At 36.0% G+C, this 13994-nt stretch carries 10 protein-coding genes and 1 pseudogene; 9 read left to right on the forward strand and 2 right to left on the reverse strand.

What is annotated here, in order from left to right; genetic code table 11:
- Positions 1–721: 721 nt before the first annotated feature.
- From ABH960_RS15305 to ABH960_RS15315, 3 genes are all read left to right on the forward strand, one after another.
- A complete protein-coding gene (locus tag ABH960_RS15305) occupies positions 722–1246 on the forward strand; it encodes a hypothetical protein (protein ID WP_404446286.1) in 525 nt (174 codons plus the stop codon).
- A 288-nt stretch (positions 1247–1534) separates the two neighbouring features.
- Positions 1535–1666 (forward strand): hypothetical protein, encoded by a 132-nt coding sequence (locus ABH960_RS15310; protein ID WP_404446289.1) that lies wholly within the window; start codon positions 1535–1537, stop codon positions 1664–1666.
- 150 nt (positions 1667–1816) lie between these two features.
- Positions 1817–1975, forward strand: coding sequence for a hypothetical protein (locus tag ABH960_RS15315; protein WP_002087303.1), 159 nt, complete (start codon positions 1817–1819; stop codon positions 1973–1975).
- 120 nt (positions 1976–2095) lie between these two features.
- On the opposite strand, the gene blaIII is transcribed toward ABH960_RS15315, so the two are convergent.
- Positions 2096–3043, reverse strand: a complete 948-nt coding sequence (gene blaIII, locus ABH960_RS15320) for a class A beta-lactamase BlaIII (RefSeq protein ID WP_404446292.1) — start codon at positions 3041–3043, stop codon at positions 2096–2098.
- Positions 3044–3685: 642 nt separating this feature from the next.
- Positions 3686–5008, reverse strand: a complete 1323-nt coding sequence (locus ABH960_RS15325) for an MFS transporter (protein ID WP_201034777.1) — start codon at positions 5006–5008, stop codon at positions 3686–3688.
- Positions 5009–5233: 225 nt separating this feature from the next.
- Here ABH960_RS15325 and ABH960_RS15330 point away from each other — a divergent pair, with 225 nt between their 5' ends.
- From ABH960_RS15330 to ABH960_RS15355, 6 genes and pseudogenes are all read left to right on the forward strand, one after another.
- Positions 5234–6823 carry an ATP-binding protein gene (locus ABH960_RS15330; RefSeq protein WP_404446295.1) on the forward strand — a complete coding sequence of 530 codons (1590 nt, stop codon included), beginning with the start codon at positions 5234–5236 and terminating at the stop codon, positions 6821–6823.
- Positions 6824–6842: 19 nt separating this feature from the next.
- Positions 6843–7520, forward strand: a complete 678-nt coding sequence (locus tag ABH960_RS15335; RefSeq protein WP_404446297.1) for a response regulator — start codon at positions 6843–6845, stop codon at positions 7518–7520.
- On the forward strand, positions 7517–8491 hold the full coding sequence (locus ABH960_RS15340; protein WP_404446439.1) for a tripartite tricarboxylate transporter substrate binding protein: 975 nt from the start codon (positions 7517–7519) through the stop codon (positions 8489–8491). Before ABH960_RS15335 ends, ABH960_RS15340 begins: the two co-directional genes overlap by 4 nt.
- An 88-nt stretch (positions 8492–8579) precedes the next feature.
- Positions 8580–11120 (forward strand): MrcB family domain-containing protein, encoded by a 2541-nt coding sequence (locus tag ABH960_RS15345; RefSeq protein ID WP_404446300.1) that lies wholly within the window; start codon positions 8580–8582, stop codon positions 11118–11120.
- Positions 11095–13539, forward strand: coding sequence for a DUF2357 domain-containing protein (locus ABH960_RS15350; protein ID WP_404446442.1), 2445 nt, complete (start codon positions 11095–11097; stop codon positions 13537–13539). Before ABH960_RS15345 ends, ABH960_RS15350 begins: the two co-directional genes overlap by 26 nt.
- A 27-nt stretch (positions 13540–13566) precedes the next feature.
- A pseudogene (locus ABH960_RS15355) lies at positions 13567–13905 on the forward strand (PD-(D/E)XK nuclease family protein); the annotation flags it as partial.
- Positions 13906–13994: the final 89 nt, after the last annotated feature.

Raw genomic sequence — 13994 nt, forward strand, 5'->3', positions numbered from 1 at the left:
ATAAACAATAAACATAAAAAAGAGCTAAGGTTCTCATACAGCCTTAGCTCTTTTTTATGTTTGTTAAACAATATCCTTTCAAAAAAATATTTAAGTCTATATTTATCCCGCTATTTGCCGGGCAGTAAAACTCCCACCTCAAAATTCAGGTGGAGCAAAGAATTTAGGTGGGAGATCGACTGCCCGTAAACGCCCGATTGGTGAAGGCTAATAATCAGTGGGGGATGAACAAAACCCCCACTGATTAAAGTTTCACTTTATAATTTTTTCTATCTTAATGCATAAAGACAGGGGAGGATTATATTTAATTCCCTTCCATACTTCTGAGGGGGGTGGACATCAATGAGATGTAGTTTTTTGTTCATTTATTTTTAACATCTTTATTTACAGTGTTTTGAATGTAATAATAAAAAGTTTGCTTTCATATTAGAAAAGGTTAGTCCCTCACTTCACTCCAGTTAAAAACCTCACACCAAAAAACAAAGGGGAACTCAATTGTTCAAACTCATATAAAGTTTCAATCTTGTCTAAGCATCCATTAGGATATACAATTGATCATCTATTTTTCTTTACATAATCTCCAGATACAGTCCATATCAACTATAGATTCTTGTCTTATGCTAAATGTAATCAAAAAGCAAGTAGATAAAGATAATGACTAAAACATTAACTCTAGATACTTTTTTGATGAATATTACAAATAAACAGGAGGTAATGAAAAATGATTAAAACATTATTAGCAGGAGCACTTTTAAGTACAGGATTGGTAGCGGGAGGTGCAGTAGGTGCAGATGATGCGAAAATGGACAATTTAAAGTCAAATGAAGATAGTTCAAATCAAGTAATTACACAAAGTGCAGATGGAACAACGTCTTTCTCACAAAACTTTGATTTATCTAAAGATGCAGTGCCAGCAACTCCTAAAGGAGATGTAAAAACTGTTGAAAGAACAGAAGGTACAGGTTCTCAGGAAGGAAAAATGGTACCAGCAAAAGAAGGTGCAGATTCTCAATCTGGATTTGAAATGGGAGCCCCTGAAAAACCAGAGCATGCAAAAACTGTTGAAAGAACAGAGGGTACAGACTCTCAAGAAGGAAAAATGGTACCAACAAAAGAAGGTACAGATTCTCAATCTGGATTTGAAATGGGAGCCCCTGAAAAACCAGAACATGCAAAAACTGTTGAAAGAACAGAGGGCACAGACTCTCAAGAAGGAAAAATGGTACCAACAAAAGAAGGAAATTAAATAATATATAGTTATGACGAAGAGCATCCAAAAAGTGGTGCTCTTTTTATATTATAGGGATTAACTAGTTTTACTGAATATAGAACTGTAGGAGGAATTGAGGCTAGAACATGAGGGACTATCTCTTCAAATCATGGTGTTTGAAGCACTAGTTTTGGTGGTAACGTTACAACATAAGCATTTTATTAGAGATTTTTTAAATTTACATACACTCTAGATAGACTACATATCAACTTCAGATACTTGTTTTATGATACAAGTAATCAAACAAAAGGAGGGCAATACAAAATGATTACAACAGTATTAACAGGGCACTCTTTTAAGTATAGGAGATTATTAGCAGGTGGAGCAAATGTTGAAGATGTACAGACAGATAAGCATATTCTAGAAAAGTACGATTCGAAGAACTTTGAGTTATAAAAAGAAAATAGATAAATATAGTGAAAATAGATAAATTGACAAGAGAAAAGCACTTTGTGTATATCACAGGTGCTTTTTATTTTCATTTTGATATAGGGCTTGAATTAAATTTTTACACTAAAATATATAGGGCAAAAAGGGGGGAGTTCATTGCACAAAGTTATTTATGGGATATTAATTTTAATTTATACTTTGTATTCATTTTTTGTAAGTGATGGAAGTGAAGTAAGGTTTATTATGGTGTTAACTATAGTACTTATCTTTTCTGTGGTTTTAGAAAAAGGGAATGCAAACAAAACGACTGATTAAAGGTCTTTTTGTTTGCATTTTTTAGTTGGCTATTAAAGTCCAGATGTTTTAGGGACACTATCAAATTTTTATTTGATGAAAACACCCGCCTAAAATAGAAAACTTTTAACCTATTATCATTTATTCCGTAGCTTTTAAGGTATTTAACACGACTTTGGTTGCGTCTGCAATAAGTTTATCATCGTATTTAGCATCTTCTTTATCATGATTAGAAAGTATAGCAAGAACAATCGGCTTTTTATTTGGTGGCCAAATAATTGCGATATCATTTCTTGTTCCGTAAGATCCCGCGCCTGTTTTATCAGCTACTTCCCATCCTATTGGTACGCCAGCGCGAATCAAATTATCCCCAGTTGTATTTCTCTTCATCCAATCTACTAATAGCTCACGTTTTTCTATTGGAAGTGCAGTTCCTAATGTAAATGATTGAAGTGTCTTAGCTATCGCTTCTGGTGTACTGGTATCATGTGTTTCTCCTGGATGCACTTCATTTAATTCAGGTTCAAATCGTTCTGAAGTAGTAACAGTATCTCCCATTTCTCTCAAGATTTTTTCAAATTCAGAGGGCCCCCCTAACTGTTTAAGAATCAAATTATGTGCTGTGCTGTCACTATATCGAACAGAAGCATCTGCAAGTTCTTTTAACGTCATTCCTGTATCAACATGCTTTTCAGTAATTGGATTATAATTAGAAAGATCTTCATGAGTATACGTAATCCTTTGATCAAGAGCTTCTAATGAGTTCTTGCGTAAAAGAGCGCCCACAGCTAATGCTTTAGATGTAGATGCAAATGCAAAACGATCATCTGAATGATAAGCAACAGTTTGATTTGTACCTGTGTCCAGTGCATAAATACCAAGCTTAGCATCATATTCTTTTTCAAGTTTAGCGAAAGATTGATTACCTGTATTTTCTTGTTTAATTTGATTAGCTTGATTCGTTTGTTTAGGTGGTTCAGATTGAGTGTTACTATTGGAACAGCCTATAAGTGATACACATGAAAGTAATACTACAGGCACAATCTTTTTGTAATGTAAAATGTTAAAGAACTTGTTTAAAACGAACATAAATTTTCAACCTCTTTCAAGAATATATGGATTTTGTCTAGGTATTCTAAATACCAATGCAATTAAAGATGGCATAGGGTAACAATACTACTGCAGCTAAAATTTCACAGGTTAAAGGACAGCCAAAACGTTTATCCCGTAAAAGCCCGATTGGTGAGGGCTGATAATCAGCGGGGGATGAACAAAACCCCACTGATTAAAGTTTCACTTTATATGATTGATAAGTCACGGTTTGGGTTATTTCTTTTTTGTTTTCACTTGTAATGGTTCACCTGTGAAAGTATTAAACTTGTAATACTTAACAGTAGTATTACGATGCATATTTTTCACTTTTTGGGATAATAAGTCCTTTCTTTTTTTTTGTAATACATAAAAATAGATGTCAAACGGGATATGTTGTATCCAATCTGGACAACTAATATTAGAAATACACTTATTAGACACTCTAAGTAATAAATTTGTTCCACTTTAAGATGAGGAAGAATTTGGGGTTTGTAAAATAACGATGGAACTACGTGTTTTTTCGTCATACAAAAACCTCTACATATAAGTAGAGGTTTTTAAATTGTATATTAATGAATTATGCTTTTTTAGATAAAGCAAATCGAGTTCAGGTAAACGAAGAACATAGAATACATAATTTTAACTAGATTTATTATTAGCTAGTTTATCTCCACCACCAAGCTCTGCCTCAATCTGCGAAGTCTTCGATGACTCATCCATACGCCAATAAGTAATAAAGCTTATTGCGATACATCCAGCTACGTAGAAATAGAATAGTGATTCCATTCCGATACTTTTTAGCCATAATGCGATGAACTCGGCTGTTCCGCCAAATATCGCAACAGTTAGTGCATACGGTAAACCTACGCCTAGTGCACGAATTTCAGTTGGGAAGAGTTCTGCTTTTACAATTGCGTTAATGGAAGTGTAACCAGTAACGATAATGAGGCCGACCATCATGAGTAAAAATGCTACCATTGGCTCTGTCGTTTTTTCCATAAAGAAGAAGATCGGTGCTGTTAGTAACGTTCCGAGAATACCGAAAGCCATTAATAGTGGGCGGCGTCCAATTTTATCGGATAATAGCCCTGCAATTGGTTGAAGTACAACGAATATAAGTAGTGCGGCAAAGTTAATCCAGCTTACAACTTCTTTCGGAAGACCGACTGTGTTTACCATGAATTTTTGTAAATATGTTGTGTACGTATAGAATGCAACAGTGCCTCCTAGTGTTAGACCGACTACTGTTAATACTGCTTTCGGGTGTTTCATAAGAGCGCGAACGGTTCCTGCGCTTTCGCGGTTTTTCGATTCCATATTTGAGAATTGCTCCGATTCATCCATTGTGCGGCGAAGCCATAATACAGCTACTGCTCCCATCGCACCAATAATGAATGGAATACGCCATCCCCAAGCTTTCATATCTGGTTCGCTTAGTAATTGCTGAAGAACAATTTGAACACCTAACGCAACCATCTGTCCAGCAACGAGCGTTACATATTGAAAACTTGAATAAAAACCACGGCGTCCACTACTAGCCATTTCAGATAAATATGTTGCGGAAGTTCCATACTCTCCGCCGAGTGATAATCCTTGAAGTAAACGGGCAAGAACTAAAATAATTGGTGCCATAATACCGATGCTTTCGTAACTAGGTGTACAGGCGATAATTAAAGAACCACCGGCCATAACTGTAATAGAAAGTGTTAATGCTGCCCGGCGGCCGTGTCGATCTGCATAACGTCCCATTAATAAACTTCCGATAGGGCGCATTAAAAATCCAACTGCGAAAATAGCGGCTGTGTTCAGTAATTGACTCGTTGGATCTCCTTTAGGAAAGAACTCTGCTGAGAAGTAAACAGCGAAAGCAGAGTAAACGTACCAGTCATACCATTCAATTAAATTGCCGACAGAACCTTTGAAGATATTGCCGGCGACTCGGTTAGATTTTGCTTGAGCCATAATAATTCCTCCTCTTGCTTATAAATAAAATGATAATTATGAAAGCGTGTTCAATATAGTTGAATTGTACTGTCCTTGAATTGAAATCGCAATATTATGACAATTTTATTCTTTTTGTACTTTATGTACATGGAGAGTTTTAATAGTTGCTTCATTATTAGTTTTGTCATAATAATAGAAAAAGGAGATTGATAGTTTTGAATATTTTATCAAAGGATATGGAGTATGAAGAAATCACGTAAAGTGTCATTACAAACGAAAATAGTAAGCTTAATAATTACGTTAATTTTATTTGTCGTTCTTCTATTAGCGGGAATATTTGTTTACATTCAGTCCGTTGATACGAAGCGCCAAGTAGAGCAGCTAGCACTGCAAACGGCTAAATCTTTGTCTTTTATGCCAGCTATAAAAGATGCTTTTCAATACAACGAGCATAAAAGTACTATTCAATCCATTGCGGAACAAGTTCGCGAGCAAGCTGGTGCAGATTATGTAATTGTGGAAGATCGTTATGGGGTTATGTATTCACATTCTAATTCTGAGTTGATTGGAACAAAGAGTAACAATTTATATAACTATGAAGCACTTACTTTTGGTGGCTATTATACACTCGAAGGAAATGGTGCAAGTGGCCCGGCCTTAATGGCGAAAGCACCTATTATTGTTCATAACGGAGACTACGATCAAGTAGTAGGCGTTGTGACAGTAGAGTTTTTAATAAAAGGTATTGAATCTAACATATTGAGTAGAACGAAAGAAATTATCCTCTTTTCCTTAGCGGTGTTACTAGTTGGAATTGTTGGCGGTATTCTGTTAGCGCGTAGTATTCGTAAAGATACACTCGGTTTAGAACCGAATGAAATTGCAGCGTTATACCGGGAACGAAGTGCGATACTACTATCCATAAAAGAAGGGATTATCGCTATTGATCAAAACGGTTTTATTACGATGATGAATACGTCGGCAGAAGAAATGCTGTATGTAAGTGATGACTATATGCAGCAGCACATTTCAAAAGTTTTACCGGAATTTAATATGGAGAGAGTGCTAGAAAACGATCAAGAAATCGGGTTTCAAGATAAAGTGTTTATTTTAAACATGACACCAATACTCGAAAATAACAGTACAGTAGGCGTTGTATGTAGTTTTAGAGATAAAACAGAATTGCAAAACCTTGTTAACACAATATCTGAGGTAAGAAAGTATTCAGAGGACTTACGCGCTCAAACACATGAATTTACAAATAAGCTTTTTGTCTTATCAGGATTACTTCAGTTAGGACATTACAAAGAAGCGATTGAATTTATCCAGCAAGAATCTAATATTCATCAAAGCCAAAACCATATTTTATTTCATCAAATTCACGATGCGAAAGTACAAGCTATTTTATTAGGGAAAATCGGAACGGCGTCTGAGAAGAAAATCGATTTTCATATTGAAGGAGATAGTACGCTTCATCCATTACCAGACCATATAAAAGTTTCGCACCTTATTACGATCCTTGGAAACATAATCGACAATGCATTTGATGCGGTGAGTGAACGAGAGGGAAAGAGTGTTTCCTTCTTTGTTACGGATATTGGATACGATATTGTGTTTGAAGTGATAGATAGTGGAGCGGGAGTACCGACAGAAAAAATCGCAACTATTTTTCAAAAAGGATTTTCAACGAAAGGAAATGATCGTGGTTACGGGCTAGCAAACGTGAAAGAAATGGTAGATCTACTAGAAGGAACAATTGAAATTCAAAACGAGAAAAATGGGGGAGCTATTTTTACAATTTACCTTCCAAAAACATTGAGAGAAAGTACATGACAAACAGGGGGATGGGCATATGTTGAAGGTTGCAATTGCAGAAGATGATTTCCGCGTAGCGCAAATTCAAGAGGAGTTTTTATCAAAAATAAAGGACGTAAAAGTGATCGGAAAAGCATTGAACGCAAAAGAAACGATGGAACTACTACAAAAGGAAGAAATCGATTTACTTCTATTAGATAATTATTTACCAGATGGAATTGGTACAGACTTATTGCCGAAAATCCATGCTGACTTTCCAAACGTTGACGTCATTATGGTTACAGCGGCGAATGAAAACCATATGTTAGAAAAAGCAATTCGAAATGGTGTAAGCAACTACCTTATAAAACCGGTCACGTTAGATAAATTTGTTTGCACCATTGAAGACTATAAAAGAAAGAAGCAATTATTACATAGTAACAATGAAGTAAATCAAGCACTAATCGATAACTTCTTCGGTACTTCGCAAACACAAGACATAAAAAACTTACCGACAGGTGTGGATCCGTTAACATTGCAAAAAGTGAAAGGGATTATAAAAGGATTCGAAGAGGGAATTACAATAGAAGAAATGGGAGAACAAATGGGGGCCTCCAGAACAACCGCAAGAAGATATTTAGAATACTTAGTAGCGACAAATGAGTGCACAGTAGAGTACACATACGGTATTATCGGACGGCCAGAACGAAAGTATCGAATAGGACGAGGGTTATGAAAAAACGATTATTACTATGTATATGGATCATAACAGGAGTAATAGCTGGTTGTTCTTCAGAAAAATCTCAAACGAATACAGTAAACATAGACAAAGTAGAAATCGTTGCACCGAACGTTCAAGGAGCTGGATGGGACTTAACAGCACGAGCGATGCAAAAAACGCTGACAGAAGAAAAAATCTTCACAAAACCAATCACTGTCACAAACAAAGTAGGTGGCAGCGGTGACGTCGGATGGAAATATACGAAACAAAAAGGCGGTCACGTACTTGCGATTAACTCAAGCTTACTCATAACGAACAACCTACTAGGCCACAGTAAACTAACATATAAAGACTTCACCCCACTCGCAACATTAGCATCGGACTGGGAAGTCGTTGTCGTATCAAAAGAATCAAACATAGAAAACGCAAAACAACTAATGGAACAATTAAAACAAGACAAGAAAAACTTCAAAATCGGCGTTGCCCCAGGCCTAGGAAACGACGATCACCTATCCTTCGTACAAGTAAGCAAAGCATTCGGCATCAACCCTGCCGAACTAGAATTCTTCGTCTACGAAAACAAAGAAAAAATCATAAACGCCCTAACGAACAAAAAAATAGGCGCCGCAACCATGACCCTATCCGAAGCCGAAAAACAATACAAAGCCGGCAAAATAAAAATACTAGCCGTATCCTCAGAAAAACGGCTAGACAGATTACCAGAAATCCCGACGTGGAAAGAACAAGGGATCGAAGTCATCTTCCAACACTGGAAAGGGATTATGGGGCCGAAAGATATGACTGAAGAAGAGGTGGCTTATTGGGATGGTGTTATTAAGAAGATGGTGGAGAGTGATAGTTGGAAGGGGATTTTGAGGGAGAGGGGTTGGGAGAGTTTTTATAAGGGGAGTGGGGAGAGTAGGGTGTTTCTTGAGGAGAGTAGTCAGGAGTATGGGGAGCTAGTGGGGAATAATAGAAATTATTAAATCATACGGTATGGCGTATGATTTTTCTTTTGTACATAGTTTGGTAAAATAGTAGTAATTGTAATTTATTGTAACGGTGGGGATGAAAATGTTAGAGCAACTCATAATTGAATTGGCTAAATCAACGAAGCAGGTTGAAGATATAAAAGGTAATAAACCTTATTTGGTTATAAACAAGGATGATGAAGGATTATACGTTGAAACTAAACTTTCACTTGAGCAATATGAAAAGGGCGAGACAGCAATATCTTATTTTAAAGTGAGTTTTGAAATTCTTAAGAATGCTTGGGAAAAACTTATTGATGTTCGTAAGGTAAAGCATGAGGATTTTGGGAAAGCGGGAGAATGTAATGCTTTCTTGGTAGCTTTTTTTTCTCAGTTTCCATTTGTGAATGTGACTGGATCGCGAGCTATTACATTTAAAGAATTCCAAACTGATAATCTACCGAGTGAAAAATATGATAAAGTTATGCTCTTTTTAGAAGAGGTAATGAATGATACATATAATCCGATTAAGTTACGTGAACAAACGGATGAAAATTTATATAGTAGGAAGTCTCGTGCGCGTCAAGATTTAAGGTTACTGGGCTTTTTGAATGAATCCCATGAAATGAATAAGCTTCTATTAAGCGAATATGTTCAATCGAAGGATAAGAATGCTTTCATTGCCCAGTTAGTTTTAAAACAGGAATATTTCCGATATGCTTTATTTGTTCTTGGAGTTTTAAATAACTGTTCAAAAGATGACAAGAAAGAAGCATTAGTGGAGTTAGGAATGACGATTGTTCGAAATTCATTAGGAGATAATTTGATGGTTGAATCGGTAGCGAGGCGGCGTACGAATAATTTACTAGATTGGCTTGAGCAAGTAGGACTAATTAATGATGAATGGATTCCTGTTGAACAATATGTAAAAGATGATGGGGAAAAGGGCGGTAGTATGAACAGTAATTTACGTGAAAAGTTTTTAACGGTTATGAATGAGTATTTACAGGCAAGAACAGAAAGATTTGCGGGTCATAAAATGGGATCGGTTGTTAGGCATGAGATGACAACGGAAATAACGAGGTTACCATTTATTGATCATAATCAGTATGTTGTCACAGGATCAATTGGACAAGGAAATTGGGCTGCTGTTCCATGGCTGGCAATTATGAATAAAGATATTACGACATCTACGCAGCGAGGATATTATATCGTTTATTTATTTAGTGAAGATATGGAGCGATTATATTTAACGTTGGCGCAAGGTGTGACGGAAACGTCTAAAGAAGAGATGCAAAAAATTAAAGAAGAGATTCGTGAGCAAATACATATGTCCCAAAAGGTGAAAAAAGATGATGAAATTTTCCTAGGGACAAGTCCAAAAGCGAAAGGATATGCGAATTCAACAGCGGCTTATATTGCGTATGATGCTAATAAAATGCCAAGTGAAAAAGAGTTAGTAGAAGATCTAGAAGAAATGTTTCGTTATTATGAGGGATTTATTGCTTACAAAGAGGAAGGGACGAAATATGAAATGATTTATGAGAGGAAAGAAGTGTATTTAGATCAACAATCCATTATCGATCATGTGTCTTCTTATATTCAAAGTAAAGGTTTCTTTTATGAGAAAAAGGATCTTATTAATTTCTTCCTTTCATTAAAGACGAAGCCGTTTGTGATTTTATCAGGTATTTCAGGTACAGGGAAAACGAAAATTGTTCAGTGGTTTGCGGAGAGCTTAGGAGCAACGGAAGAGAATGGACAATTTACGCTTATTCCGGTTCGACCTGATTGGAGTGATAGTTCTGATTTGCTTGGGTATGTGAACCTTCAAGGGGAGTTTCAAGAAAGACCGTTAATTAAGGTGCTTGAAGCTGCAGATGCAAATCCAAATAGGCCGTATTTTGTAGTGTTGGACGAGATGAACTTAGCTCGAGTGGAATACTACTTTAGTGACTTTTTAAGCGTAATTGAAAGTCGTAAATGGAAAGATGGGAAAATTGTTACGTCACCAGTGCTTCCAGAATCAATTACGAATAAGCATATTACGATTCCATCAAATGTATATATTATCGGAACTGTAAATATGGATGAAACGACACATCCGTTAAGTAAAAAAGTATTAGATCGTGCGAATACAATTGAGTTTAATACCGTTAACTTAGATTATTTTAATTTCTTAATGGATGTAGAAGAGAAGGAAGCTGAAATTGTTTCTAATAGCTCTTTAGCAACTAAGTATCTGCATTTAAAAGAATGCTTTAAAGAAAACGAAGATCTTGTGAGAAATATATCGACCATTTTAATAGAAATAAATAAAACACTTGAATCAGTTGGCGCTCAAGTTGGATATCGTATACGAGATGAAATTTGTTTCTATATGGCATACAACGAAAAAGGAAAGTTATTATCATTCGATGAAGCGCTTGATTATCAAATATATCAAAAGATTTTACCGCGTCTTGCAGGGAGTGATGGCAGAACAGAAGAGGTATTAAAACAGTTGTATGTATTATGTGCAAATGAAGAATACGATAGTGGCAATAATGACGCTTCCTATGCGAAGTATCCTCGTTCAGCTAACAAGCTGTCTCATATGTTAAGGAGGTTCGAATATGATGGTTTCACCTCTTTCTGGATCTAATAATGAGATAGAGCTAGTTAAGATTGAAACAGAGGAGCTATCATTGACGATTAAAGGAAATCCTTATCATGAAAAATACGAGAGTTTAAAAGAATATCACGCCATGAACGCAGATGAAATGATGTATTTTCATGTAGATGGGAAGACGGAATCTGTTTCTGTATTTGATGCGAGATTGCAGAGGCTAGATGAATGGAACGAACACCCGCCAATCTTTTTTGAGAATAGAAGTTATCAGCTTGTTGTTGTTCCGAAAAATAACAGGCAGCTCTCTTTTTATCATGAACATCCGGGTTTTCGAAAACAAGTTAGTTCTATTCAAATGGGGTCACTTCATGTGTTAATGGGGAATCTTTCTTTTCCGAATGAAGTAGGAAATACAACGTTTGAAATTAAAGATGATAAAGATACTTTATTAACTGTTACATTTGAAGTTTTCCCGGCAAAGCTTGATTATAAGGATGATTACAGGGCCTTATTAGATGAAGTAAATGATGAAATTTATAATTTAGCATTTCATTTACTAAAGAGAACTTATTTAGGAGCATCTGCGATTTACGCTACAAATCCATCGAAGAGTGAGTTTTATCGTATTTTAAATGATTCCTTTGAGCGTTTTATGAAGTCGATCTCTCATATTAAAAGACAACCGCATCATACGCTTATGACTAGGCATCAACTAGTACGAGGAGAAAAAATTCGTAAATTGGATTCTGTCGGAATGAACTATTTGCGAAAGCGACCACACTTGTTGCAAGGAGAAAACAGTATACCAACCAAAGGTATTACAGCTTATAAGGAAGTGTCTTATGATACGCTGGAAAATCGATTTGTTAAATGGATGATTCAAAGAGTCGTACATAAAATAGAAGATTTACTTAAGGCGCTAGAGCCAAAGTCCAGATATACACGTGGTGTAACTGATGAAGACTTGTTAGAACGTGTGAAAAATATGAAATATCGAATGAAAAATGAATTGAACGATCCATTTTGGAGAGGAATCGGAAAATTAGATCGCTCAGTCTTTTCACTCGTTATCCAGATGGCGGCAGGCTATAGAGATGCGTATCAAATCTTCTTAATGCTATCGCGAGGTTTAACATTACGAGGACAAATTTTCAAAATGTCGGTAAAAGATGTCGCTAGATTATACGAATACTGGACGTATTTAAAGCTTGGACAAATTCTATCAAAGAAATATATACCGCTTCACCAAGACGTTATTCAAGTTAAACAAGACGGTTTATACGTAACGCTTGATGAAAGTAAAACTGCAAAAAGAACGTTCAAACATCCGGAGACAGATGAGGTAATAGAACTTTACTTCCAGAAAAGAAACGGCTTACTGCCAACAGTTACACAAAAACCGGATACGATGCTTGCCATTGAAAAAAAGGGAAAGAGCTATCAATACCAATACATTTTTGATGCGAAATATCGAATTGATTTTGCTGAAAGCTCTCATTATAAAAGGAAGTATGGCGCCCCTGGCCCAATGGAAGAAGACATTAATACAATGCACCGCTACAGAGATGCATTAGTAGTAGAACAAGAAGGGCCATTTGAACGAACAGCTTACGGAGCATACGTATTATTCCCGTGGAACCAAGAGGAAGCGTATGAGAATCATCCATTTTATAAAAGTATCGAAAAAGTAAATATCGGTGGCTTTCCGTTCCTACCGAACGCAACAAGGCTAGTTGAACAGTTTCTAGATCATCTCATTGAAAAAAGCCCAGAAGAAATTATAAGAGAAGGTATCCTCCCAAGAGGAACAAAAGAAGAATGGCACTCTTCACTAGAAGAAAAAGTATTAGTGGGCAGCGTGAAAACTGAAGCTGACTATGAAACATATAGAAAGAATGGCTTATATCAGTTACCGGTCACACAGCTAAAACCAGGATGGCAAGAAGCGAAGTACATAGCATTATATGCACCGAAAAAATGGCACGGCGAAAAAGGTGGAATCCAGTACGTAGCCAAAATTAAACACATTCAAATGCAACAAAACGATGAGTATGTACATTTTGAACTAGAGCCATGGAAAAAACTAGACCATCTCATCCGCCCAGTAGGATACGGCATTCAAACATACACAATAACAACTATGTCGTTATTAAAAGAAGTACAAGAACTCCCGGAACTCTTCATGAAATCAAAGGAAGAACGAATTCTTTGGAAAACACTACGCCGTTTTACGAAGCAGGTTAAAGTTGAGTTGGATCATCGCAATTTAGATGAGGCTTCTGCTATTAAGAGTTATTATGTGCAGGATGTTCAGATTTGGGTTGATTATGAAAATGAGGTTGTTGTGGTGGGGAGAGATGGGCGAGTTAAAGAGGTTCCTTTGGAGTTGGTTGTTGGTAGGAGTTCGGTGTTGTTTAGGGAGGTTTTAGAAGTATTAAATGTTGGAGAATAGCGCTTAGATACAAAGGGGATTAAATTAATGGATAAGAGACCGAATTTATTTTCACATGGCACAAGTGAGTTGGCGCAAGATGCTTTTATTTGTTGGCTAGCAGAGTGGGCGAACCCAATCTATAAAGAAACCGATGAATGCTTACATAGAGCTGGTATAGGTTTTATTAGAAAGATATATGACTTACATAAAAAGACTTTTCCAACCGCTATTAAAGAAATTAAGATTACGAAACAATTTAAAGGTTTAGATATACTTATTGAAATTAACGGTAATCAGGCTATTTTAATTGAAGATAAAACGTATACAAAAGAGCATTCTAATCAATTGAAACGCTATTATGAAGATGTAATGAAATTTTTAAAAAATGATGTGAAATGTAATACGGGGGATAGTCTGCAAAAATGTTTAATTTGTTAGGACATAGTAATATTAAAATCATATTTGACACGTAT

This window comes from Bacillus sp. RC252 (assembly GCF_044909215.1).
GTDB lineage: Bacteria > Bacillota > Bacilli > Bacillales > Bacillaceae_G > Bacillus_A > Bacillus_A mycoides.